Below are 22,936 nucleotides of genomic sequence, written 5' to 3'. Positions count from 1 at the left end.
TATTACACTTAAATTAACTTTTTATTTTATGGCAATAATCGAGCCAAAATTAAAGCATTGGAACCATGTATCTATATGTTTAAAACCAGCTTCAGACAGTCGCTGTTTATGTGTTTCAATTGTGTCTGTTAGCATGACATTTTCTAACATATTACGTTTTTGGCTGATTTCTAGTTCACTGTAGCCGTTAGCACGCTTAAAATCATGATGCATATTAAATAACAATTCATCAACAGTTGAATCACTAAAACTAAATTTTTCAGACAGTACTAAAATACCATTAGGATTTAATGCGCTGTAAATGTTATTTAAGATACGTTGGCGATTTGCGGGCGTCAAAAACTGCAAAGTAAAATTAAGTACTACCATTGACGCGTTTTGCATATTGAGGTTACAAATATCATCACAAATTACATCCACTGGCGTATTTGCTTTATATGATTCAAGGTGCCTTTTACAGCGATCAACCATGGGTTGGGAATTATCGACCGCAACAATATGGCAGTTTTCGTGATTAACATGACGACGAATAGATAATGTGGCAGCACCTAAGGAACAGCCTAAATCATAAATCGTTGAATTAGGCTGTACAAATCTTTCTGCTAACATGCCGATCATTGAGATGATATTAGAATAACCAGGTACGGAACGCTGCACCATATCAGGAAAAACTTCAGCGACTTTTTCATCAAATGTCCAATCGCCTAATTTATCAATGGGTGTCGAGAATAGCTGGTCTTTTTTGGTATCCATAAAACTAATTGGTACTATAGAAATTAATTCTGTTATCATATCATTTTTTTATATTCAATTGCTCGGATAATTATGGGTTTTGTCGATTTTATTACTATTGTTATAGCGATTGTTGTTAGTATTTTAATAACTATCTATCTCGGAAAACGATGGCTATTTTGGTTTGATTTTAATTTGATCGGCTGTCATCGATTTATATATTGGATCGTTGTTTTTATAGCTGGATTATCGCTAATCTTTTCTAAAATATTTGATAATATATCAACTTATTGGCTGCCATTATGTTGTAATGTCATTATAGGTTTGATGATTTGTTGCGTTTTTACCTCACTTATTTTTGACATTGTACGTTGGCTTAGTAAAAAAAAGGTTAAACCCAATTTATGGCTTAAAATTGTTTATATTGTTGCCTCTGTATTATTGTTTTGTTTTGGTCACGAAATGGCAATTAATCCAAAGATTGTGCATTACCAAGTTAAAATTGATAAACCCGCAAAAGTTGAACATTTACGTATTGTTCAACTTTCCGATATTCATCTTAACGAACTAACGACGAATCGATTTATTCAACAAATGGTTGATAAAGTGAATAAACTTAATGCTGATTTTGTTGTGATTACTGGTGATACATTAGATAAATATTTAAAACCTTTTACACAAAATGGTTTCGATAAGCAATTTCAACAATTAAGATCAAAATATGGTACTTATATTATTTTTGGTAATCATGAATACTTAGCGACTAATCAAGAAAATAATAGAGAAGAAGATATCGTTAACGCTTTTAGGCAAGCCGGTATGAAAGTACTAAAGGATGATATCATTTATTTTGATGATATTGGGGTTACATTAGTGGGCCGAGATGATTTTTCTTCATTTCGTTATAATGTAAATAGGGCTTCACTGTCAGATCTTATCATGTTCACTAATACAGATTCGCCAGTTATTTTATTAGATCATCAACCAAAAGACCTTAATGAACCAGAAAAATTGGGGGTTGATTTGATGATTTCTGGGCACACTCATGCTGGGCAGATATTCCCTATCAACATTATTGAAAAATTAATGTATAAAAATACTTATGGATTCTATAGAAAAGAAGATGATCATTTTAACAGCATTGTGAGTAGTGGATATGGATTTTGGGGACCACCAATTCGCTTAATGACTCGTTCCGAAATCGTGGTAATTGATATCGTTTTTAACAAAAATACGCACAATGAATAAATATATTTGAACAGGAATTTGATTTTGTCTTATCAACTTATTGTTAGTAATGATCAGTTAGCTGATTATTGTTCAAAAATCGAAAATAGCTCGGCTTTGGCTTTAGATACTGAATTTGTTCGAACCCGAACCTTTTACCCTCATTTGGGTTTACTGCAGGTATTTAATGGCGAACATGCAGCGTTAATTGATCCAATTAATATTACTGATTGGCAGGCTTTCTTGGCTATATTAAATAATCCAACTATTGAAAAATATTTTCACTCATGTAGTGAAGATATCGAGGTCTTTTCTTATCATTTTGGCTGTGTTCCAACACCGATTGTCGATAGCCAGATATTGGCTTCTTTTCTAGATAATCCATTAAGTAGTGGTTATGCTAGTTTAGTAAAAAAATATTTAGAGGTCGAACTTGATAAGAGTGAAACCCGAACAGATTGGCTACAACGTCCATTAACTGAAAAACAGTGTAAATATGCCATTAATGATGTGTTATATCTTTTTCCATTAATTAATATTTTAAAGTCTCAGTTAAGCACTAACCATTATTTACAAGCAGCTTATCAAGAATGCCAAATGGTGGTTGCCCATAAATCGGAATTAATGGATCCAAATGATGCTTATTTAAATATTAAAAATAGTTGGCAATTGAAAGGGAAAAGTTTAGGACAGTTGTATAAATTAGCAAGCTGGCGATATAGATTAGCGAAAGAACACGATATTGCTATAAATTTTGTAGTACATGAAGAAGTATTATTGAAAATTGCACGCTATTCACCGACATCATTAGGAGAACTTGATAAGTTAGGTATGAAAGGAAAAGAAATTCGCTTGTATGGTCAAATAATTTTGGATCTTTTATCTACTCCCATACCTGAAGTTCAACCAATTCGCCGAGTTAATAGCTATCCTGATTATAAAAAAATTACTAGCGAGTTAAAACAAGCAGCACTGACTATTTCTTCACAAACAGGGCTTAGTGAGGATTTATTGCTTTCACGTCGATTAATCAATCAATACATAAAGTGGAAAATCGATAAAAAGGGGAATACGCCAGCATTATTAATAGGTTGGCGTAAACCTTTATTTGAGCAGTATTGTCTTTGATTATTGATTAAGTGTAGGTGCAGTTTGTGGTGCATTTAATGATTTTTCAATCCAACAATAGGCAAAGTTAGGTTACGATAAATAGCTAATAATCGAATAACCAGTGTAACTAAAATACCAATGAATGTTGAATATTCCAAAGGTAGTTTGAATGCATTATAGGCGATAACATGAATTGTTCCGCCAATGACGCAAGCAGTAGCATAGATGTCGGTTTTAAATACCATTGGGATGTCTCGAGCAAGTACATCTCGAATAATACCTCCACCTACGCCAGTCATCACTCCCATACAAACTGCCACTAAGCTGTTTACGTCAGAATAAATTGCTTTGTTGACGCCAATACCCACAAACACAGCAAGACCGATTGCATCTAATACAGAAAATAACCATTTAGGGACTATAACTGATGATGAGTAACGTAATAAGAGCATGGTGACTAATGAGGTGGTGATAGCAATATATAAATCAGTGGAATCAGTGATCCAAAAGATCGGCCCATGATTTAAAACAATATCGCGGATTGTACCGCCACCAATAGCGGTGATGACTGCTAGTACTAAGGCACCGATTGGGTCCATCTCTTTTTTAGCTGCTAATAATACGCCAGAAATAGCAAATACAATGGTACCTAATATGTCAAACCAAAAAAGATAACTCACGCAAGCTCACTTAACATTGATTCAACAATGAGTGATGATTGTGTTGCAGCTAACTTTAAAAAGGATTGGAAATCAACTGCAGATTCACTATCTCCATTATCCGAGATAGCGCGAACAACCACAAATGGTACTTTAAATAACCAGCAAACATGACCAATAGCTGCGGCTTCCATTTCAACAGCGATAGCATTCGGAAAAGTTTGTTTTATTCTTGCTAAATTACTTTTACCATTTATGAAAGCATCTCCACTACCAATTGAACCTTCAATCGCATTAACTCCGAGCTTTTTGATACAGATTTTAGCTAATGATTGGTATTTTTGATCAGCATCAAACGCTACAGGACAGCCAGACATTTGACCTGGCTTGTAACCAAAAGCAGTCAAATCAACATCGTGGTAAAAAACATCCTTTGAAACAATAATATCACCAATATTAAGGTCGGAAGATAATCCACCTGCCGAACCAGTGTTGATAACAGCATCTACTTTATAATTATTTAATAATAAAGTAGTACCTGATGCTGCAGCTACTTTACCAATACCAGATTGGAGCAGTACGATTTCACAACCAGCAATTTGACCTAAATGAAAATCACAACCTAAATAACGCTCAACGTGATAATGGGTGATTTTACTTTTTAATATGGCTACTTCTTCTTCCATTGCAGCAATAATAGCAATTTTCATACGATCCTCTTGGCTTAGTTTGGGTAACTTCAAATTAGATGTGCTATCATAGTTTGAGAAGAAAAATTTAACAATATATGAATCAATCGGAGCTGAAATTGCGAACAATATTTATTACAGGTTGCTCAAGTGGAATAGGGCTAATCTCGGCCATTGCTTTAAAAAAACGTGGTTATCGTATTATTGCTTCGTGTCGCAAATCATTGGACCAACAAAAACTTATTGAGCAAGGATTTGAAACTGTGCTTCTTGATCTTGACAATCCAGACTCGGTCAAGCAAGCCGCTCAAGAAGTTCTAGCTTTGTCTGAAGGCAAATTATATGCGTTATTTAACAACGCAGGTTTCGGAGTTTATGGTCGATTAAGCACGATCAGCCGAGAGCAGTTAGAATCTCAATTTTCCACCAATTTTTTTGGAGTCCATCAGTTGACGCAATTACTACTTCCAGCCATGCTAAAGCAAGATGAAGGGCGCATTATTCAAACAAGTTCAATTGTTGGTATCGTTGCAACACCGGGGAGAGGTGCTTATTCAGCTAGCAAATATGCCTTAGAAGCTTGGTCTGATGTGTTAAGGTTGGAATTAGCACAAACCAACATAAAGGTTTGTTTAATTGAACCTGGCCCATTAAAGACATATTTCTCAAACAATGTAAATCAGACAGAGCAAAAGAATATGGTAAAAAATCCACCTATAGCTAAACGATTTACTTTGCCGCCCGAGGCAGTGTTGCCTTACTTATTCCATGCTCTTGAACATGATAAACCTAAAATACGTTACAGGGTAACAAAAATAACCAAAATAGCGGCTATTGCTAAACGTTTGCTTCCTGATAGATTAATGGATAAAATTTTAAAAAATAAATAATAAATCATTATACCTTAGGACATAATATGCAAAACCAATTTATTTTTGATATTAATGAGCAAAATATTCAAGAGGTGATTGAAAGATCATCGACATCCCCTGTGCTATTTTATTTTTGGTCTGCTAGAAGTCCAAATTATGAAGCAATGACTCAAACTTTAACTAAATTAGCTAATGAACATCATGGTCAATTTATTTTGGCAAGTGTTAATTGTGATGAACAACAAATGTTAGCTGCTCAATTTGGTTTACGAGCAATTCCAACAGTTTATTTATTTCAAAATGGTCAACCTGTAGATGGTTTTCAAGGACCTCAGTCTGAAGAAACCATTAAAACTTTTTTAGAAAAAGTGCTACCAAATGAAGATGAACTTAAATTAATTGAAGCACAAAATTTATTTCATGAAGCCAAGTATGAAGAAGCATTACCACTGTTACGGCAAACTTGGAAATCACTTACCGATCATCTGGGCAAACCAAGAACAGATATTGCATTAATGCTAATAAAATCACAAATTGAACTTAAACAGCTAAATGAAGCAAAAGAAGTGCTTGCAACTATTCCACTACAAGATCAAGATTCAAGCTATCATGGATTACAAGCCGAAATAGAACTACTTGAACAAGCCGCTAATTCTCCTGAATTGCAGCAATTACAAGCAGAATTTGCTCAACATCCTGATAACGTTGAATTAATGATTCAATTGTCTTCTCAATTAATGCATGTAGGGCGTCATGAGGAAGCATTAGAGTTGTTATTTAAACCGCTAACAAAAGATCTTAATGTTGGTGACGGACAAGTGAAGAAAACATTACTTGATTTACTAGCAGCATTAGGAACAAGTAACCCATTGGCCAGTAGTTATCGACGTAAGTTGTATACTTTATTATATTAAGATTTATCAAAGTAATAAGGCGAAAGGATTCAACAATAGTTTATTGTTGAATCCACTTTATTTAGTGTTCAATAATGCGAGGAAAATCTTCGTTATTACGTAATGTTAAGACTTCAACACCATTTTCAGTAACTAAAATAGTATGTTCATATTGTGCCGAAAGACCATGATCTTTGGTTTTGACTGTCCAGCCATCTTTCATGGTACGGGTACGCCAATCGCCTGTATTTATCATAGGTTCAATAGTAAAGGTCATGCCTGGTTTTAAAATTACACCGCCGTCATCAGCGTCATAATGTAAAACTTGAGGTTCGTCATGATAGACTTCACCAATACCATGGCCACAATATTCTCGAACGGAAGAAAAACCAAACTTATCGACATATTTTTGAATCGTTTTACCAATTTCCTTTAAACGTATGCCGGGTTTGATAATTTTAATCGCCTCGTAAAGGCTTTCTTGTGTAACTTGGCATAATTTTTCACCTGCGATAGTTGGCTTACCAGCAATGTACATTCTAGAAGTATCACCATGATAACCATCTTTGATAACTGTTACATCAATATTTAAAATATCACCATCTTTTAACTTTTTGTCAAAACTTGGAATACCATGGCAAACCACATCATTAATTGAAATACAACTGGTGTGTTGATAGCCACTATAGCCAATATTAGCTGGAATAGCTTTTTGAACATTAACAATATGTTCATAACAAATTTTGTCTAGTTCACCAGTACTAATGCCCGGTTTAACATAAGGTTCAATCATTTCTAATACTTCAGCTGCAAGTTTTCCAGCTATTCGCATTTTTTCAATTTCGACGGGGGTTTTTAACTTTATAGACATTAAATTTTTCCTGTAATATTAATGACAATATCCTATCATACCCCGTTATTTCGTCAAATCATACTGGATGATTAATTATGCATTTTACTTATATTCTTATAAAATTTTGTAAAAACTTTCAGGAAAGAATGTGTTTTAGTATAAAATAAAACTTATACTTATTTTAATAAGGTTTTATATATATAATAACTCATTATAAAAAAGGGTTTTATCGAAATGCAATGTTGTTTTTATCAGCAGAAAAAATGTTTATCTTGTCAGTGGATGGATAAGCCCTATGATGCACAACTAGCAGAAAAACAAAATAATCTGTTACAACAATTAACTCAATTTAAACCTAATGACGTTGTAGAGCCGTTTGCTAGTCATGAATTTGCTTTCCGTAATAAAGCAAAAATGGCTGTGTTAGGTACTGTTGAAAGACCTATTTTAGGAATTCAAACAGATAATGAGATGGTCGATTTATGTGATTGTCCTCTTTACTCAAATAGTATGCAAAACATCCTAAAACTTGTTCGAACTTTCATCCGTAAACAGGGACTTGTACCTTATAATATTAATAAGCGAAAAGGAGAGTTGAAATTTGTTATTGTTACTGAAAGTAAAGAGAATAATACAAGCTGTTTTATGCTGCGATTTGTTTTAAGATCGCACAAACTTGTCGAAAAAATAAATAATTCTTTTAAACAATTACAAGATAAAATACAAAATTTAAAGGTAATTTCAATAAATATCCAACCTAATCATGCAGCTATTTTAGAAGGGGAAGAAGAGTTAGTTTTAACCGACACCTCATTTTTACCAATGACATTAAATGGCGTTCCTCTTTTCATTAAGCCTAAAAGTTTTTTTCAAACAAACAGGGATGTTGCCAGCAATCTTTATAAAACTGCAAGTGACTGGGTCACAAATTTATCTATTCACTCTATTTGGGATTTGTTCTGTGGTGTAGGTGGTTTTGGCTTAAGTTGTGTTAGTCTTGCTATTGAAAATCAAATCCAGCTAACAGGAATTGAAATTAGTCCAGATGCGATTGAATGTGCAACAAAATCAGCTAAAAAGTTAGGTTTTAAGCGGTTAACGTTTAAATCACTTGATGCTACCCAATACGCTATTACTGAGCAAGATATTCCAGATCTAGTACTACTTAATCCACCAAGACGAGGGGTTGGAAAAGTGCTTATGCAGTATTTAGAAAATATACAACCAAGCTATATTTTATATTCAAGTTGTAACTTAACCTCGTTAGTTGAAGATTTGATGTTGTTATCCAACTATCAAATCATGAAAGTGCAACTGTTTGATATGTTTCCCCATACTTCACATATGGAAGTCTTGGTTTTATTACAAAGAAAAGATAGATAATCTAATATAAAAGAGTGAATTGCATTTTTTTATCATTAAATTACAAATTATATCTAGTTTTTATTTTGGTGGTTGTTATAAATTAGACCATTGTTAATATCAAATTATGTTAATATAAAAATAAATAATTTCATTTAAGGAAGGCAAAATATGATTCCTGATGTTTCTAAAGCGCTTAACTGGTTAGAAAAACACTACACCATTTTACAAGGTATTCAACGGGGTGTTGAACGTGAAACTTTACGCATTTTGCCTGACGGGACATTGTCGAAAACTTCATTCCCCGCAAAAATTGGTGCAGCGTTGACTCATCCTTGGATAACAACTGATTTTGCTGAATCAATGCTAGAATTTATTACACCAGTTAATACCAATATTGATTATATGCTAACGTTTTTACGCGATCTTCATCGTTATGCTAGTGTAAATATTGATGATGAAATGATGTGGCCATTAAGTATGCCATGTTTTGTTGCCAATGAAGAAGATATTATTTTAGCTCAATATGGATCATCAAATGAAGGGCGTTTTAAAACGGTTTATCGAGAAGGTCTAAAAAACCGTTATGGTGCAATGATGCAAACCATATCTGGCGTTCATTATAATTTTTCATTACCCATGGCATTTTGGCAAGCAAGAGATGGTGTAAAAAATACAGAAGAGGGTAAAGCTGTTATTTCTGAAGGCTACTTTACATTGATTCGTAACTATTATCGCTTTGGGTGGGTTATTCCTTATTTGTTTGGATCATCACCATCGATGTGCTCCTCATTTATTCAAGATCCACAAAAAGCAAAAGCCTTTATTGAACAAACAAATGGTAACTGTTATTTGCCTTACGCAACCTCTTTAAGGTTAAGCGATATTGGGTATACTAATAATGCACAAAAACAACTAGGCATTACTTTTAATCATTTAGATAGTTATGTTGAAGGATTAAAACGAGCAACGCATACAAAATCAGCGGAATTTGCTAAACTGGGTATTAAAGTTGATGGTCATTATCGTCAATTAAACGATAATGTATTGCAGATTGAAAATGAATTTTATGGGCCAATTCGACCTAAAAGAGTCACAATGACTGGGGAGTCGCCGTCGGATGCACTTTTACGTGGCGGTATTGAATATATTGAAGTACGCGCATTAGATGTTAATCCATTTTCACCGGTGGGGATTACTGAAGAACAGATACGATTTATCGATCTATTTTTAATTTGGTGTGCACTAGCACCTGCGCCTGAAATGAGCAGTCAAGAACTTGAGTGTGCCAAGTTAAATTGGAATAGGGTAATAATGGAAGGACGAAAACCAGGGCTTGAGATCGGTATAGGTTGCAATAGCTATCGAGAACCTTTGGCCAAAGTTGGACACCAATTATTCAAAGATTTATTACGTGTTGCTGATGTTTTAGATCATCAAGATGACAAGCAGGGGTACCGTAATGTTTGTGAGCGTTTAGACTTAATGTTTGATCAACCTGAATTAACTTTATCAGCAAGAACACTACAAGCAATAAGTGATTTAGGTACAGCAAAATTTGGTTTAGCTTTAGCAAGCCAATATAAAAAACAGCTTATGGCAGAGCCCTTAGCATTATTAACAGAAGGTGATTTTGTTCAACAACGCAATTTATCTATTGAAAAACAGAAGAAGAAGGAGCAGAGTGATACTTTAACTTTTGATGAATATTTGCGGAAAATTGAACGATAAAAATGTTTAAAAAACGATATTATACGTTACGATATCAGGCAAGCAGCGAAGTTGAGTTGATCTTGCCTAATCAACCAATAATAGGTAATAAACCGTTAATTGAACATACATCATTTTCGATTTTAGTTTGGAATATTTTTAAACAAAAAAGATCTGATTGTATTGATATACTTCAACAATATGCTGATAAAGCCAAACTGATATTGTTGCAAGAAGCCCAAACAACACCACCATTACTTAATTTTATTTCACAATATAATAAAATTGCGGATCATGTCCCAGCATATTGTTTTAACGATATCTATGCAGGCGTAATGACAATTTCTGATTCATTACCCACTTCACTTTTTTCTTTTAGAGAAAAGGAACCACTTATCCGAGTTCCTAAATCTGCTTTGATTACTATTTATCCTATTAATCATTCCAAGCAACAATTATTAGTTGCGAATATTCATGCTGTAAATTTTAGCATTGGTATAAAAATATACCGGCAACAAATACGTATGCTATTAACTCGAATAAAAGAGCATAATGGCCCAGTTATTTTGGCTGGGGATTTTAATGCATGGAGCAAACAGCGAGTTGATTTGTTGTATAATCTTGTTCGTTCAATTGAACTTAAGCCTGTTAGTTTTTCTGTTGATATTCGAAAAAAATTTATGGGTAGGCCACTTGATTTTGTTTTTTATCGAGGATTACGACTTGATACAGCAGAAATTATTAGCACAACCACATCAGATCATAATCCTCTATTAGTAAGTTTTAGATTGGATTTGCATCCACAATATTAATCGTCAAAATATCACCTTCTTGGACACGAGCGTTTTTCAGATTATTCCATTGAAGTATGTCTGTTATTTTAACCCGATAATTTTGTGCAATAGAATATAAATTATCGCCAACTTTAACCTGGTAGGTTATCTGTTTTTTACCATTAGATTTTGCATTAGCTGTTAAAATAGAGTTTGTTTTTCTATTATCAATTGCACTATATTGAATGCTTGTCGTTGATTTAACTTCAAATGGCATATTGGTATGCGGTACATCTTGTAAAAGCTCGGTAACTTGATTTACCACTAAGTTTTCTGCTTTCAGTTTTTTAAATAACTCTTGAGCATGAATATATGGTACTAGTAAATGAAACGGACCATTGACTTTTTGCTGAACATAACCAGCGTTATATGTCATTAAATCATTCAACGGTAGGCCCGTATACTTAGCTACCTTAGCTAATGAGATATTTTTTGACATATCAATACGAACAAGCGAATTTTCATAATTACAATCAGGCAACTTAATACCATATCGTTTGTTATTTTTTACAACATCAATAATGGCTAAAATTTTAGGCACGTAGTGCATTGTTTCAGTTGGTAAATCAAGTGACCAATAGTTTGTCGGTAAACCATTCGCTTGGTTTTTTTCGATAGCTTTTCTGACTCGACCCTCACCAGCGTTGTAAGCCGCTAATGTTAATAGCCAATCGCCATTAAAACGATTGTTCAAGTTTTGCAATAACGAAATAGCTGAACTTGTTGAAGCAATAAGATCTCGTCGTCCGTCAAAATAACTATTTTGTTTAATTCCATACTCTTTAGCGGTAATTGGTACAAATTGCCACAAACCAGCCGCTTGCGCAGGTGAAGTTGCCAATGGATCGTAAGCACTTTCAATCAATGGAATTAATGCTAATTCAACAGGTAAATCGTTTTTTCTTAATTGATTAATAATGTAATAAACGTAAGGTTCCGAACGTAATGCAACAGTTTCAAATCCTTGTGGATTACGTAACAACCGCTCTCTTTCTGCTTTGATGCGATTATTTTCAGGTACTTTCACATCGATTTGAGTTAGCATGAATTGCCAAGGGTTTTGCGTGACAGAAGTGTGACTAATGCCACCACTCTTAATGCTACTAGTAACTATTGATTTTGAGTTAGATTTTTTATAGACGCTATTATTGTATTGATAGCCATGGTTCTGACAGGCGCTCAAAGATAAACATAACACTGTAAATATTAATAACTTTTTCATTAGTTTGTGATTTTTACTCAAATTAAGCTTGGCATTATACCTAAAAAATGTCTTTTTGGCTTCTAAAAAAAAGCAAAGAAATATAATTAATTGTTAAATTTAAATCTATTTTTTACTAATATTTATGCATTGTAAAAATAAGCTTATTTCTTTTCTTTAGACAAAATAGACAGTAATGTTACTGATTTTGTTGAAACCAAATCTAAATAGTCTTTAATGTTTTTATCATAGGGTAGCATTTGAGTTGCAAATGCTAAATTTAATAAGATATATTCATTAACTATGTAAATTAAAATATCGCCAGAAAAAATAAGCACGACTAAAAGCGTTGTGCTTAGGTACCGCTATTACGTCAAAGTTAAAATTACCAATAGAGGCTTTATCTTAATTAGTAAAATAATTAATCGGTATCATTGGGGGCGAAAATATCGGTGTTTAGATATTGTACTTTTTATTCACATTCCCCGTTTGTGGAATCAATATGGTGATAGTCAGTAAAATTTCAAGGGGAATATTTTATGTTTGTTAATATGATTAATCTTATTTCTGGCTTCTCAAAATTCAATAATATTAGCTAAATTGGTTAAAATTCAAATATAATTATCTTTAAAGCTAAAATGCAATAGATACATATTACGTTTTAGCTTTATTTAGGAAGAACCTACTTTAGAAGTAGATAAACTTATAAAAGTTGCATAAAAAAATTTTTTCATTAATTAATCTTGTATAGATTGTTCAAATACTGTGTCTTGCAAAGTAGGGGATTGAGCTTGTGTTTTTGCCATAATATCACAACGTTCATTTTCAATATGGCCGGCATGACCTTTAACCCAAATCCACTTAATTTTGTGAATTTGTACTAATTCATCAAGCTTTTTCCATAAATCGATATTTTTTACTGGTTGTTTGCTAGCTGTTTTCCAACCATTTTTTTTCCAACCGTTTATCCAATTGATAATTCCATTTCGCAAATACTGACTATCGGAATAGAGTTCAATTTGACAAGGTTGTTTTAATTGTTCTAAAGCAACAATGGCAGCTAATAATTCCATACGATTATTTGTTGTTTTAAAAAAGCCTTTCGATAATACTTTTTCGGTTTGCTTATATTTTAATATAGCAGCATAACCACCAGGACCAGGATTACCAAGACATGAACCATCAGTATATATTTCGATTTTTTTTAACATTTTTTATTTCTTTTATAACTATTTTAATTTATTTCGTATTCCAATTAAACGATAAATAGTATCACTCTAATTTATTTATAATTACTCTATAAATAAGTAAAATTGGTTGCTACTTTCACTTATGTAGGTATCAACATTAAAAGATTTTAGTGCTAGACTATATCATTAAAAACGTTTTTCCCCAATTGTTGATATAAAAAGAGAAGAAAGTGATACATAATTCTGCGCGACAAATTGTCTTAGATACTGAAACAACAGGTATGAATCAAAGTGGCAATAATCACTATGAAGGACATAAGATTATTGAAATTGGTGCCGTTGAAGTCATTAATCGTCGTTTAACTGGTAACCATTTTCATGTCTACATTAATCCAGAACGCTTAATTGATGAAGGTGCTTTTAAAGTTCATGGTATCAGTGATGAATTTGTTAAGGATAAGCCAATATTCAAAAATATAGCACATGATTTTATCAAATTTATTGATGGTGCTGAATTAATTATTCACAATGCCTCGTTTGATGTGGGATTTATGGATTATGAGTTTCGTCTTTGTGGACTGGATTTTAAAACTTCGGATCATTGTCTTGTTACTGATACCTTAGCTATGGCAAGGCGTCTGTTTCCAGGAAAACGTAATAACTTAGATGTATTATGTGAACGCTACCAGATTGATAACTCTCACCGAACATTGCATGGCGCATTATTAGATGCCGAAATTTTAGCCGAAGTTTATTTAGCAATGACTGGTGGGCAGACAACTTTATCTTTTAGTTCAGAGGATAATAACTCATCTACATCCGAATCTAATGTAATAAAAAGAGTTGAACGCCATGGTGTGCCTTTAAAAGTAATTAAGGCAACAGAATATGAACTTTCTGAACATGAATCGGTTTTAAAAAAAATTGATAAAAAATGTGGTGGAGCATTGTGGAATTTGAATTAATGATTGTTTTATATTCAGTTGAACATTTATTTATAGAATTTTATTGACGTGAATAAAAATAATCTTTAATATCATGCCTACTTTAATGCTCTAACATTAAAGCTATCAAAAAAGCGGAGCGGTAGTTCAGTTGGTTAGAATACCTGCCTGTCACGCAGGGGGTCGCGGGTTCGAGCCCCGTCCGTTCCGCCAATTCATTAAGAATATCAATCAATTAAAGCACTCCGTGAAAGTGCTTTTTTTATTGTAATACTCTTTGTGTCAAATTTGTGGCACTTTCTGATAACGCATTTTCCGAAGCTACTAGTAAATGCCTAGAAGATAAGTGGGCATATCTTCTAACTGTATCAGCTTTACTCCACGCCCCTAAATCCTGTAGCGCGTGTGGATGAGTGCCATTCATTGAGTGTCTGCTTGCCCAAACATGCCTTAAATCGTGAAATCTAAGATGGGATAGGCCAGCTCTTTTACGAGCGTTTCTCCATGCTTTTGAATTAGCACGTTTTATTGGATTACCTTTGTAAGTAAAAACATTGGTTGGGTGTTTGCCTTGCAAATTTTCTAAAACATACAATGCAACGCTGTTTAATGGAATACCAATCCCTTTAGTTTTTACTTTACCGCTACCGATGTTAACCCATGCATGACGATTTTTAATATCGACATTTTCCCACAAAAGACCTGTGATATTACTCATCCTTAAACCTGTTGCTAGTGCAAAAATAACAATAGGTATTAAATGATCAGGTAATTCATCAACAAGCCTTTTTTCCTGATTCGGTGTTAGCATAACTTGTCTTGGTGGTGGTTCTGGTAACATTTTTATAGCGGGTACTTTATCAAGCATATCATTCTCATATGCGCAATTAAGTACGCCTCTAATTTGTTGCAGTACGCCGTTAACAGTTCTGTTTTTTACACCTGTTTCCTGTTTTTCTTTTTTGATAAAGTTTATTAAATTGCGATCAATTTCTGAAATACATTTATTAGCTAAATATTTATCCAGCCAAATTAGATCGTAATTTTTATTTTCCTTTCTTTCTGGTTTCTCGTTTAACCAGACAACAACAGCTTCTATCCAAGTATATTCTGGTCGTTCCCCTAATTTTGCCACTCGCCAGCTTGTATCATATTCACGAGCAGCTAGCTCTAATGCTTTTTGCTGATCGCTAGTCCCAGAGCTTTTGCGTACTCTTCCGGTACCATTCGGTGAGCTGTACGCGTAGTGCCAGATTTCGCCCCGTTTGTATAATTTAATTGGTTGCTTTGACATTTTTTTAACTCCTCAAACTCATTATGTCGCAGCACCTCTTGCGAGGTGTCATTTTGATTTCTTTTTATGTAATTATCAAGATCTTCTTTCTCAAAAAGCCAGTGTCCTTTTTTACCGCTACGTTTGTATCCCTTGATAATTCCTTTTGATGCTTTAGCTCTTACATTAGTTGGATGTTCTTTTAAATAACTCGCAGCTTCTTTTGTTGTGTAATACATAATTTTTTATCTAAATTTAATATTTTCACCAAATTTGGCGTTAATTCATTAGAGTTATCCCCCATTGGAGGGGGATATTGCCTAACATTCTTCTATTTTTACGTCATTTGGGCATTCAATTGTTAAAGCAGGGCTGTAATTGTGCCCATTAATTAACTGAATATTCCAAGATGGAATTGGTATACCCTCATTTACTGGGGCAACTCCAATCATCCAAACACAGGGAGTAACGTACTCACCGATGACGTAAAGCTGATTTTCGCCAGAACTAACTTTATATCGCGCTAGTTTATCGAAACAGTCGATTTCTTCGACAGGTTTTCCGTCGATTGATACACTAAAAATATCGTCGCTGTGACCGATGAAAGTTAATTGTTTAGTCATAATTATTCTCCTCATTTAACTGTTACTATCACGCCGTTTTTTATTACAGCACGCAAACCAATACATTTAACTGGTATAGTTCCGTCCCCCAGTTTTGTATAAACTGGCAAAATCTCAGCAATTATTTGCTCGTGTATTTCACTCAAATTTACGCAAAACATGCGCTCTAATATTCTAATTGTTGCGTGTTCGCTAACTATTAGTTTGTTATTGCGTGATAGCTCATTTATCTTTGTTTGTACGTCGAGTATTTCATTTTTGATTGAGTTGTAGCGTTGCTGACAATCTGTTAATTCTGTTTTGATTACATTCTGCTTTGCTTTTAATTTTTGTAATTGAGTTTGATATTTTTTCAGTGTGTTACTGTTCATCACTCGTCGCCTCATTCTGTAATACAAACATAGACATTACCCCAATACTCAACATTACATACCCATCACGCAAATACTCCGCATCATCTAAAATATGAGAGATAATAACGTCACATTGATTACCTGTTCGATTGCCGTGCCCATCAATTTCATGCAAAACAAGGAAATCTCCAACTTTGTAATTTCGGTCGTTGTAACGAATTTCAGCCTTTTTTATGCCTTTTACAACATTCATAAAATGCTCTGATTTAATTTTTAGTTCGTGTTTTGCCATGATTATTTCCTTTAAACATTAGTTATCGCACGCCAATAATCAGCGTGAGAATATTTGTAAAATTAATAGAATAGGGTGGTTGTTCAGTGAGTTATTAACAGATATCAGGTATAAACCGCTTATATAGCGGTTAACGATTAAACTAAAATGGTATATCGTCCGGCTCAATTTCTTCATGCTGAGCCTGAGCAGTCGTTTGCGGTTTAGGTTGTTGATGACTATCGCTATCACGACTGCCTAAAATTTGTAAAGTGCCACCAATTGGGTTGATCACAACTTCTGTCGTGTAACGATCCTGCCCTGATTGATCTTGCCATTTTCGCGTTTGTAGTTGTCCTTCAAGGTAAACTTGTGAACCTTTTTTACAGTATTCGCCTGCAATTTCAGCTAATTTACCAAATATAATAACGCGATGCCATTCAGTACGATCACGGGTTTCATTCGTTTGTTTATCTTTCCATGATTCTGATGTTGCAATACTAAAATTAGCAACAACGTTACCATTTTGCATATAACGAACCTCTGGGTCTTGCCCCAAATGCCCTACTAAAATCACTTTGTTTATTCCTCTATTTGCCATTTTCTAACTCCTGTTTCTCGATAAATTTTTTCAAATATTTAATAACACAATCATCACAAATAATTGCGTTTGTCACCCATTCGTAAGAAAAATTTATTTTTAGGTCCAATTTAATTGAATCTGGATGCTGGAAATGGAAAATATTTAAAATATCAGACGGGGCTTTGTTTGACTTTTTTTGACACATGTCACATTGATATGTGTATTCAGTATGAGTGTGTATCACCATTTTCTTGCTCCAGTTGTTTTAAATTCTCATCAATTTGATGCTGTATTTTTTCAATGTGTACTTTTAATCTAAAATTCACGGCTTGCGTTGCGTTGTTCAAATTCGAATGCAATAAATAGCTCTTTTTATCAATTTTTTTCTTGTCACAATAAACACTATTTTCGGTTATTTTTGCAATTATGAGGTTTTGTGGTTTTAATGCATGTTGATCTGCATACCAAATAACATCCCCAGACTTTAAATTTTTCCATTCTTCATCTGTAATCATAATTACTCCGTTTTTTTCGCTTTAGTGACATCGAAATTTTTATGCATAAACTCAAAAATGGACGCTAAAACAATTTTTTCCATGTCAGTTGATGTGCCTATTTCATTAAATTTAAAACTGACTTCTTTGTTTTCTTTTTCTTCTATTTTTAAAATGATCATAATCATTCCTCTGGTAGAGGTATTTCACTTAAATAAACCCAATATTTAACCGTGTCGTCACCATGTGCCCATTTTTTTGTAGCACTACTAATCCAATCTTTTCCAAAGATTGGTCTGCCTTTATAAAACAATAATGTCAAGCACATCACGGGGAGACCATCTTCATCAGCACCGGCAGGTAATTCTTTGCTAGCATCACGCCAATTTAATTTAGCCATTCTTATCAACCCGCATTATTTCAATCGTTTCGTCTCCTCCAACAGATAGATACATATAACTACCACTATTAATTAATTCCTTCGCTTTTAACTTAGCTTCTGATTTAGAGTTTGCTTCAATTTCAATTTTCTGACGTGATTCTGTAACTACTTTTGCTAACACATAATATTTATTCATTAGTTAAGCTCCTCTGGGCATAAGTTAATTATTGTGCCACTCTGTCGCCAACGGCGTGTCTACCGTCTGGAAATGGGTTTAGGCTTGTATATTTCAAATTAGTGGGCTAACTGCAATTGCGGACAGTGTCTCTGCTAACACTAATCATCAACGCATATACCAGACGTTATTTTTAGCTTGCTGTTATGCTTCGACTACAGAAAAATCAGCATCTAAAATCATTTCATTATCTTGACTTATGCCAGCTTCCGCTTTTTCATCCAAAATTACAGCTTGTTGGATTTCAATTGAAACAGGTAAATACTTAAATAATCGTCGAATGACTGTTTTCTTTGCCATTTCTTCCCAGTGAGTTATCCAAGGTCCTTTATCACCAGCTTTACTTTGTTTGCGAACCGATTCGATTTGGTTGAATGTCATTACTTCAAATTGAGAACCGCCATCTTTCAAGCGGGCAACAGCATAAACATAGGTGATTTGTGCTGATTCGTCGGCTTTGGGAGTGTGTTTTAAATCTTCATTTAAACCATACTCATAATGAAAATCATCGCCTTCTCGAACGGTTCTTGCTGATATGCTGATGATTTGCCCTGAACGTCTGGCAAGATCAATCATGCCTCTATAGCCAATAATTAACTGTACGTTAGATTTTCCATCCTTTGCTTTACCGTTACCAAATGGGAGTAGGTAGGCATGCCCAAGAGCTCCTCCTGGTTCTAAACCTAGTTGCGAGCATTGAACAACTGCTCCTAAAAAACTTTGAATGTTTGAGTCTGCTAATGCTGGCGTTTTCCGAATTTCTGTTGTAACGATTCTTGCCATTCTGTCAGGGTTCATGTGTTTTGGTAGTGCCATGGCAAGTTGGTTTTTAATTTTTTGCGAGTTAACTAATTCAGCTAATGTTGCTGGTTTTTTTTCTTGATTTGTTAGTTGAGTTTTTTCTAAGTCAGATTTAGCAATAGGAGGTTGATTTTGTTCACTCATTTTTTAATTCCTTAGCCCAATAAGGCAACGATAATGTTTGAAGTGCTGGAAAATTGTTATCTTCTGTGCATTGTTTGAATCTAAATAAATTAGCTTTATAAGCTTGACGACCAATGTTTTTAGCGGCCTCATCTAACATGAAAGTTTTTACAGGGTATCTACCACAATTGATTGTTGTGCTAACTACCAAGAAAACAAAAGTAGGTTTTTCTCCAGTGATAGATTGAACACCGTCGCTATAAAACGAGTCTTGCACATGATAACGATAGTCATATGAATGAGCATAAAAGCGATCAATATCAGCAGATGTTTTTATATCCGCTACCCAGTTAAATTTTTCTATAAATTTATCAGGTCGGCATCGGCATAAAATATGTGTATCAATATCATTCCAATATATAGATGATTCTGTATGCCCTTGTTCTTCAATAATCCATTTCGCTAATGGATGAGCCATTGCACTATCACGCATTAGAAGCAATTTTTTATAATCCTCACTGGTTATAATTGTTTGATTAGATTCTTCTGCCTGTTTAAGTAACTCTTGGTACTCAGATTTTCCTGCATTTGTTCTTAAATTGATTGGTTTAGGTATTATGAAGCGATTTTTAAATTCATCTGGCTCTAATAGTAGACAATGAAAAGCTGTCCCCATATCCAGTGATGACATTTTACTTTTATCAACTGGCGCATTTTTTACCCACTGATAAAGAGCGGGACTTTCTTCAATAAAATCTAGTTGCGATTTACTAACACCCTCGCCACCATGATAATCTTCGTTAGATATATCGTAATAAATACCTTGCTTCATTAGCTTTACTCCGTCGCCACTTCTAACATCCAGCGAATCAACATAAACAACCCACCAAATGTCACAATTAAGACACAAAAAAGGGCGTATATTTGCTCGCCCTTGTTTAGTTTGTAATTAATATTAAATCGGTCTGTGTCATGTACATTACAGCCGACATAATCAATCGGTATTGTGTTCATGCTATTTCCTCAATTCTTCGAAAAACCAATCTGTTATGTTTTCTAAATCAGAAGCTCTCAGCGTCAAAATACATTAGGTCATCCCAAAAAAGCCCTCAAAAGAGGGCAAACGGATGTAGTATGTGCTCGTCTTTCCGAGCTGTCAGAATCTCTTGCTATACTCAGTTTTTGCTTGTGAATAACATATGTCGGTTATAAATTGGTCATAGATTTTTTTGTCGATTGTTTTGCTTTCTAGCTTTATTTTTAGTAGCTCTACAATTTGCCAATCATTGTCGTTACCGAAATTTTTGATTAATTCTTCTGCTCTAGTTTCAATCCAATTATCTTTAGCGTCTTGCATTTCGACATCGTTCATCATTTTGCAATATGCTTTTTCGTAACCGCTCTCTACAGCTCTATCTAATTGCATAATTCACCTCGAAATTTGGCTGTTTCAATTCATAAATTCACTCGTAAAGTGCTTATGAATGTTAAAAAGATTTATCAATAGGTAATAAAAAACCGCTATAGAAGCGGTTAGGTTTTGGTGGGATTAAAGAGAATTAATCTTTATTTATTAATTTAAGACAATTAATCAAATCATTTTTATTAATTGGTTTATAATGAATGCACATAAGCGCCCAAAAGATACTATAAAACAAAAAACATGGAATATATAACGAAGATATTTTAAATAGTGATATATCACTAATTGTATATCTATAATAAAGGGCACTAACAATAATTATTGTTCCGAAAAAATATGCCAACAAACCAATAAACCATCCAATGTGATAAGAACGATTAGCTCGTTTATAAAATTCTTTCAAGTCATTTCTAAATATTTTAATGGAATTATTATGAATGTAAGATGATTGAATTAATTTTCTCAACAAAAATGAGTTAACCTTTTCTTTGTGTTCACAAAGAATATTGAAGTAAATATTTTGTTGTTCAACATTTTGAATCTTTGTTAATTTAGCTAATGATAATTTTTTTATCTCGCCATCAATATGATTATTAATTTTGTCTGAATAAAACTTGGAATATTTTTCTTTATATGTAAGATATTTTTTTAGCTTTATATTTGATGGTGTAGCTTCAATAAAAAAAAGAAAAACCTTTTTTATTGCAACAATAATTGCTGTAATTGCAGTGATTGTTGCAACAGCATATTCAAAATATTCTATTTTCATTTTGAACCAAAAAGTATTAATAAGTAATTAGTTGAAATTACAATAAGAAAATAAAATATTCAACTTTTAATTAAAAATAAAAAAAACAAATTTAAAAAAGTACAGATTGCGCCAAAGCGAATTGCTTCATAATCACTAATACTGATCCCCAATATAATTAGAACAGAACTGAACACTATCCCTATCAGAGATAGTACTAATACTAGTCTTTTCATTTTTTATTTCCTTGCTTCAAACTAGATAGCTCTCATTGAAAGACATTTAGTTTGAATGTTAGGCGCAGACCTCTCAGCCTGCTTGGTGGTTTACCTGCACAATTCATCCAGTCACCCACTAGGCGGAATCAGCAACCAGTAGCCGCCTCTAATCTCTGGTTACTATATAAAATTAAGCAATCTTCTTACTAAAGAACTTGATGGCCAGTCGGTCTCTGTCGAGGCTGGGAGTGATTAAGTCGCTCACCCGATGCATACTGCTGTGATTGCTTTCAAAACCGCTGTACTTTCATATGCTCCAGCTAGCTACTTGAATCTCGCTTAACTAATTAAGTAACTCGTGGTATTGCTTAATTGTTTTGTTAAGTTGATTTGTTTTGATGTGTATATACTACTGCAAGTAGTTTAAAAATGCAACTAAAAGTAGTATTTATTTTTAATAAAACACTACTTAAAGTAGTATGTTTATGTTTTTTAATTGGTTTATTGTTATTCGTTTGCTTGTTTTTTAATCAATAAGGTGTTTTAAAGTTGTGGGATTTTAGGTGTGAAAAAGCCCCGAAAGGGGCTTGTTATTTTGGGGATATATTAAGCGACTTTAGCTATGCTTAATGCAAATTTATATCCGTCATTGTATGCGGTAAAAGCATCTTTATGCCTGACGCTACCTGCTTGACTGTACGGAATGCTATCTAAAACTGAATCATCAATCGCTTTAGGTATCCCATTTACTGCATGAAAATACCCTAACTCAAATGCACAGCCTGCGCATTTATGTCGGCTAAATGTACCTTGATATTCAGGCAGTGACTCGAAGTGAGCATCGTAACGGTGTGCCTTATGGCATATAGGTGAATAACCCATTTTTAATACCTCTTTAAATGGTAAGCATTAAATAGGGCTTTACTTAAAAAGAAAACGAATATAGAATAACTATCGAGATCTCGCAATAAAGCCCATAATGCTTTATTTTTTTGTATTAGCCCGATATTAGCGTATCGGGCTTTCCCATATCTAGTAGTTTATTATGTTGCCAACCACTAAATATAGATCAAATTATACCCAATAAAATAAAAAGCTTCAATAAAAAGATCAGCTTAAAGCAGTCTATTATCA

At 33.7% G+C, this 22,936-nt stretch carries 30 protein-coding genes and 1 tRNA gene; 9 read left to right on the top strand and 22 right to left on the bottom strand.

From position 1 onward, the window contains the following. Positions 1-21: 21 nt before the first annotated feature. Positions 22-792, bottom strand: coding sequence for a carboxy-S-adenosyl-L-methionine synthase CmoA (cmoA, locus tag GA0061081_RS03335; RefSeq protein ID WP_091347048.1), 771 nt, complete (start codon positions 790-792; stop codon positions 22-24). Positions 793-1,194: 402 nt separating this feature from the next. On the opposite strand from cmoA, the gene GA0061081_RS03330 reads away from it, so the two are divergent. Continuing rightward, positions 1,195-1,980: a metallophosphoesterase gene (locus tag GA0061081_RS03330; protein WP_167349289.1), complete on the top strand. Its 786-nt coding sequence runs from the start codon at positions 1,195-1,197 to the stop codon at positions 1,978-1,980. Positions 1,981-2,004: 24 nt separating this feature from the next. Next, positions 2,005-3,087 carry a ribonuclease D gene (gene rnd / locus GA0061081_RS03325; RefSeq protein ID WP_091347045.1) on the top strand — a complete coding sequence of 361 codons (1,083 nt, stop codon included), beginning with the start codon at positions 2,005-2,007 and terminating at the stop codon, positions 3,085-3,087. 35 nt (positions 3,088-3,122) lie between these two features. Here the strand turns inward: rnd and GA0061081_RS03320 are convergent, their stop codons facing one another. Together GA0061081_RS03320 and mtnN are read right to left on the bottom strand one after the other, a co-directional pair. Further along, a complete protein-coding gene (locus GA0061081_RS03320; protein WP_202983811.1) occupies positions 3,123-3,749 on the bottom strand; it encodes a TRIC cation channel family protein in 627 nt (208 codons plus the stop codon). Further along, positions 3,746-4,438, bottom strand: a complete 693-nt coding sequence (mtnN, locus tag GA0061081_RS03315) for a 5'-methylthioadenosine/S-adenosylhomocysteine nucleosidase (protein ID WP_091347043.1) — start codon at positions 4,436-4,438, stop codon at positions 3,746-3,748. Before mtnN ends, GA0061081_RS03320 begins: the two co-directional genes overlap by 4 nt. Before the next feature lie 77 nt (positions 4,439-4,515). Here mtnN and GA0061081_RS03310 point away from each other — a divergent pair, with 77 nt between their 5' ends. Continuing rightward, the gene (locus GA0061081_RS03310; protein ID WP_091347041.1) at positions 4,516-5,307 is read left to right on the top strand and encodes an SDR family oxidoreductase; all 792 of its coding nucleotides are present in this window, start codon (positions 4,516-4,518) and stop codon (positions 5,305-5,307) included. 26 nt (positions 5,308-5,333) lie between these two features. Beyond that, positions 5,334-6,203 carry a co-chaperone YbbN gene (locus tag GA0061081_RS03305; protein ID WP_091347039.1) on the top strand — a complete coding sequence of 290 codons (870 nt, stop codon included), beginning with the start codon at positions 5,334-5,336 and terminating at the stop codon, positions 6,201-6,203. Between the two features lie 61 nt (positions 6,204-6,264). On the opposite strand, the gene map is transcribed toward GA0061081_RS03305, so the two are convergent. Beyond that, positions 6,265-7,053: a type I methionyl aminopeptidase gene (gene map, locus GA0061081_RS03300; protein WP_091347038.1), complete on the bottom strand. Its 789-nt coding sequence runs from the start codon at positions 7,051-7,053 to the stop codon at positions 6,265-6,267. A gap of 216 nt (positions 7,054-7,269) precedes the next feature. Between map and rlmC the strand changes: the two genes are divergently transcribed. The 3 genes from rlmC to GA0061081_RS03285 all read left to right on the top strand — a co-directional run bounded on the left by rlmC (position 7,270) and on the right by GA0061081_RS03285 (position 10,919). Then, complete coding sequence (rlmC, locus tag GA0061081_RS03295) at positions 7,270-8,418, top strand: 23S rRNA (uracil(747)-C(5))-methyltransferase RlmC (protein WP_091347036.1); 1,149 nt, start codon at positions 7,270-7,272, stop codon at positions 8,416-8,418. Positions 8,419-8,568: 150 nt separating this feature from the next. Then, the gene (gshA, locus tag GA0061081_RS03290; RefSeq protein WP_091347035.1) at positions 8,569-10,128 is read left to right on the top strand and encodes a glutamate--cysteine ligase; all 1,560 of its coding nucleotides are present in this window, start codon (positions 8,569-8,571) and stop codon (positions 10,126-10,128) included. A gap of 2 nt (positions 10,129-10,130) precedes the next feature. Then, positions 10,131-10,919, top strand: coding sequence for an endonuclease/exonuclease/phosphatase family protein (locus GA0061081_RS03285; RefSeq protein WP_091347032.1), 789 nt, complete (start codon positions 10,131-10,133; stop codon positions 10,917-10,919). On the opposite strand, the gene GA0061081_RS03280 is transcribed toward GA0061081_RS03285, so the two are convergent. Then, entirely contained in the window at positions 10,891-11,985 is a 1,095-nt protein-coding gene (locus GA0061081_RS03280) for a transglycosylase SLT domain-containing protein (RefSeq protein ID WP_167349288.1), read from the bottom strand. The genes GA0061081_RS03285 and GA0061081_RS03280 overlap by 29 nt on opposite strands. An 893-nt stretch (positions 11,986-12,878) precedes the next feature. After that, on the bottom strand, positions 12,879-13,352 hold the full coding sequence (gene rnhA / locus GA0061081_RS03275) for a ribonuclease HI (protein ID WP_091347028.1): 474 nt from the start codon (positions 13,350-13,352) through the stop codon (positions 12,879-12,881). A gap of 209 nt (positions 13,353-13,561) precedes the next feature. On the opposite strand from rnhA, the gene dnaQ reads away from it, so the two are divergent. Together dnaQ and GA0061081_RS03265 are read left to right on the top strand one after the other, a co-directional pair. Beyond that, a complete protein-coding gene (dnaQ, locus tag GA0061081_RS03270; protein ID WP_202983810.1) occupies positions 13,562-14,296 on the top strand; it encodes a DNA polymerase III subunit epsilon in 735 nt (244 codons plus the stop codon). Between the two features lie 115 nt (positions 14,297-14,411). Beyond that, a tRNA-Asp gene (locus GA0061081_RS03265) sits at positions 14,412-14,488 on the top strand. A gap of 49 nt (positions 14,489-14,537) precedes the next feature. Here the strand turns inward: GA0061081_RS03265 and GA0061081_RS11305 are convergent. The 16 genes from GA0061081_RS11305 to GA0061081_RS03190 form a co-directional block, all read right to left on the bottom strand. Continuing rightward, entirely contained in the window at positions 14,538-15,530 is a 993-nt protein-coding gene (locus tag GA0061081_RS11305) for a tyrosine-type recombinase/integrase (RefSeq protein WP_425337779.1), read from the bottom strand. After that, entirely contained in the window at positions 15,446-15,787 is a 342-nt protein-coding gene (locus GA0061081_RS11200; RefSeq protein WP_091347024.1) for a helix-turn-helix domain-containing protein, read from the bottom strand. Before GA0061081_RS11200 ends, GA0061081_RS11305 begins: the two co-directional genes overlap by 85 nt. Before the next feature lie 81 nt (positions 15,788-15,868). Further along, positions 15,869-16,171 (bottom strand): hypothetical protein, encoded by a 303-nt coding sequence (locus tag GA0061081_RS03250; protein WP_091347022.1) that lies wholly within the window; start codon positions 16,169-16,171, stop codon positions 15,869-15,871. Between the two features lie 11 nt (positions 16,172-16,182). Continuing rightward, entirely contained in the window at positions 16,183-16,542 is a 360-nt protein-coding gene (locus GA0061081_RS03245; protein ID WP_091347021.1) for a hypothetical protein, read from the bottom strand. Next, positions 16,532-16,816, bottom strand: coding sequence for a DUF3850 domain-containing protein (locus tag GA0061081_RS03240; RefSeq protein WP_091347019.1), 285 nt, complete (start codon positions 16,814-16,816; stop codon positions 16,532-16,534). The genes GA0061081_RS03245 and GA0061081_RS03240 overlap by 11 nt, the downstream gene beginning before the upstream one ends. A gap of 142 nt (positions 16,817-16,958) precedes the next feature. Next, entirely contained in the window at positions 16,959-17,396 is a 438-nt protein-coding gene (gene ssb, locus GA0061081_RS03235; RefSeq protein ID WP_091347017.1) for a single-stranded DNA-binding protein, read from the bottom strand. 206 nt (positions 17,397-17,602) lie between these two features. Beyond that, positions 17,603-17,893, bottom strand: a complete 291-nt coding sequence (locus GA0061081_RS03225; RefSeq protein WP_091347013.1) for a hypothetical protein — start codon at positions 17,891-17,893, stop codon at positions 17,603-17,605. A 2-nt stretch (positions 17,894-17,895) separates the two neighbouring features. Beyond that, complete coding sequence (locus GA0061081_RS11075; RefSeq protein ID WP_167349287.1) at positions 17,896-18,054, bottom strand: hypothetical protein; 159 nt, start codon at positions 18,052-18,054, stop codon at positions 17,896-17,898. Positions 18,055-18,056: 2 nt separating this feature from the next. Beyond that, the gene (locus GA0061081_RS03220; protein ID WP_091347011.1) at positions 18,057-18,272 is read right to left on the bottom strand and encodes a hypothetical protein; all 216 of its coding nucleotides are present in this window, start codon (positions 18,270-18,272) and stop codon (positions 18,057-18,059) included. Beyond that, positions 18,265-18,450 (bottom strand): hypothetical protein, encoded by a 186-nt coding sequence (locus GA0061081_RS03215; RefSeq protein WP_091347009.1) that lies wholly within the window; start codon positions 18,448-18,450, stop codon positions 18,265-18,267. Before GA0061081_RS03215 ends, GA0061081_RS03220 begins: the two co-directional genes overlap by 8 nt. A gap of 183 nt (positions 18,451-18,633) precedes the next feature. Further along, entirely contained in the window at positions 18,634-19,434 is an 801-nt protein-coding gene (recT, locus tag GA0061081_RS03210) for a recombination protein RecT (RefSeq protein WP_091347007.1), read from the bottom strand. After that, the gene (locus GA0061081_RS03205; RefSeq protein WP_091347005.1) at positions 19,427-20,245 is read right to left on the bottom strand and encodes a PD-(D/E)XK nuclease-like domain-containing protein; all 819 of its coding nucleotides are present in this window, start codon (positions 20,243-20,245) and stop codon (positions 19,427-19,429) included. Before GA0061081_RS03205 ends, recT begins: the two co-directional genes overlap by 8 nt. Positions 20,246-20,250: 5 nt before the next feature. Further along, the gene (locus GA0061081_RS11070; RefSeq protein WP_167349286.1) at positions 20,251-20,427 is read right to left on the bottom strand and encodes a hypothetical protein; all 177 of its coding nucleotides are present in this window, start codon (positions 20,425-20,427) and stop codon (positions 20,251-20,253) included. Positions 20,428-20,569: 142 nt separating this feature from the next. Then, positions 20,570-20,839 (bottom strand): hypothetical protein, encoded by a 270-nt coding sequence (locus GA0061081_RS03200; protein ID WP_091347003.1) that lies wholly within the window; start codon positions 20,837-20,839, stop codon positions 20,570-20,572. A 133-nt stretch (positions 20,840-20,972) separates the two neighbouring features. Next, complete coding sequence (locus tag GA0061081_RS03195) at positions 20,973-21,605, bottom strand: hypothetical protein (protein ID WP_091347001.1); 633 nt, start codon at positions 21,603-21,605, stop codon at positions 20,973-20,975. 803 nt (positions 21,606-22,408) lie between these two features. Further along, positions 22,409-22,684: a hypothetical protein gene (locus GA0061081_RS03190; RefSeq protein WP_091346999.1), complete on the bottom strand. Its 276-nt coding sequence runs from the start codon at positions 22,682-22,684 to the stop codon at positions 22,409-22,411. Positions 22,685-22,936: the final 252 nt, after the last annotated feature.

The organism is Gilliamella bombicola, from assembly GCF_900094945.1.
In the GTDB taxonomy this organism is placed as follows: domain Bacteria; phylum Pseudomonadota; class Gammaproteobacteria; order Enterobacterales; family Orbaceae; genus Gilliamella; species Gilliamella bombicola.
This window is presented reverse-complemented; position numbering and strand designations above follow the sequence as displayed.

Bases quoted from the DNA above. Each gene is read 5' to 3' on its own strand.
- cmoA (WP_091347048.1), bottom strand. From the start codon at position 792: ATGATAACAGAATTAATTTCTATAGTACCAATTAGTTTTATGGATACC.
- GA0061081_RS03330 (WP_167349289.1), top strand. From the start codon at position 1,195: ATGGCAATTAATCCAAAGATTGTGCATTACCAAGTTAAAATTGATAAA.
- mtnN (WP_091347043.1), bottom strand. From the start codon at position 4,438: ATGAAAATTGCTATTATTGCTGCAATGGAAGAAGAAGTAGCCATATTA.
- GA0061081_RS03310 (WP_091347041.1), top strand. From the start codon at position 4,516: ATGAATCAATCGGAGCTGAAATTGCGAACAATATTTATTACAGGTTGC.
- GA0061081_RS03305 (WP_091347039.1), top strand. From the start codon at position 5,334: ATGCAAAACCAATTTATTTTTGATATTAATGAGCAAAATATTCAAGAG.
- map (WP_091347038.1), bottom strand. From the start codon at position 7,053: ATGTCTATAAAGTTAAAAACCCCCGTCGAAATTGAAAAAATGCGAATA.
- rlmC (WP_091347036.1), top strand. From the start codon at position 7,270: ATGCAATGTTGTTTTTATCAGCAGAAAAAATGTTTATCTTGTCAGTGG.
- gshA (WP_091347035.1), top strand. From the start codon at position 8,569: ATGATTCCTGATGTTTCTAAAGCGCTTAACTGGTTAGAAAAACACTAC.
- GA0061081_RS03285 (WP_091347032.1), top strand. From the start codon at position 10,131: ATGTTTAAAAAACGATATTATACGTTACGATATCAGGCAAGCAGCGAA.
- GA0061081_RS03280 (WP_167349288.1), bottom strand. From the start codon at position 11,985: ATGCTAACTCAAATCGATGTGAAAGTACCTGAAAATAATCGCATCAAA.
- rnhA (WP_091347028.1), bottom strand. From the start codon at position 13,352: ATGTTAAAAAAAATCGAAATATATACTGATGGTTCATGTCTTGGTAAT.
- GA0061081_RS11200 (WP_091347024.1), bottom strand. From the start codon at position 15,787: ATGTATTACACAACAAAAGAAGCTGCGAGTTATTTAAAAGAACATCCA.
- GA0061081_RS03250 (WP_091347022.1), bottom strand. From the start codon at position 16,171: ATGACTAAACAATTAACTTTCATCGGTCACAGCGACGATATTTTTAGT.
- GA0061081_RS03245 (WP_091347021.1), bottom strand. From the start codon at position 16,542: ATGAACAGTAACACACTGAAAAAATATCAAACTCAATTACAAAAATTA.
- GA0061081_RS03240 (WP_091347019.1), bottom strand. From the start codon at position 16,816: ATGGCAAAACACGAACTAAAAATTAAATCAGAGCATTTTATGAATGTT.
- ssb (WP_091347017.1), bottom strand. From the start codon at position 17,396: ATGGCAAATAGAGGAATAAACAAAGTGATTTTAGTAGGGCATTTGGGG.
- GA0061081_RS03225 (WP_091347013.1), bottom strand. From the start codon at position 17,893: ATGATTACAGATGAAGAATGGAAAAATTTAAAGTCTGGGGATGTTATT.
- GA0061081_RS11075 (WP_167349287.1), bottom strand. From the start codon at position 18,054: ATGATCATTTTAAAAATAGAAGAAAAAGAAAACAAAGAAGTCAGTTTT.
- GA0061081_RS03220 (WP_091347011.1), bottom strand. From the start codon at position 18,272: ATGGCTAAATTAAATTGGCGTGATGCTAGCAAAGAATTACCTGCCGGT.
- GA0061081_RS03215 (WP_091347009.1), bottom strand. From the start codon at position 18,450: ATGAATAAATATTATGTGTTAGCAAAAGTAGTTACAGAATCACGTCAG.
- recT (WP_091347007.1), bottom strand. From the start codon at position 19,434: ATGAGTGAACAAAATCAACCTCCTATTGCTAAATCTGACTTAGAAAAA.
- GA0061081_RS03205 (WP_091347005.1), bottom strand. From the start codon at position 20,245: ATGAAGCAAGGTATTTATTACGATATATCTAACGAAGATTATCATGGT.
- GA0061081_RS11070 (WP_167349286.1), bottom strand. From the start codon at position 20,427: ATGAACACAATACCGATTGATTATGTCGGCTGTAATGTACATGACACA.
- GA0061081_RS03200 (WP_091347003.1), bottom strand. From the start codon at position 20,839: ATGCAATTAGATAGAGCTGTAGAGAGCGGTTACGAAAAAGCATATTGC.
- GA0061081_RS03195 (WP_091347001.1), bottom strand. From the start codon at position 21,605: ATGAAAATAGAATATTTTGAATATGCTGTTGCAACAATCACTGCAATT.
- GA0061081_RS03190 (WP_091346999.1), bottom strand. From the start codon at position 22,684: ATGGGTTATTCACCTATATGCCATAAGGCACACCGTTACGATGCTCAC.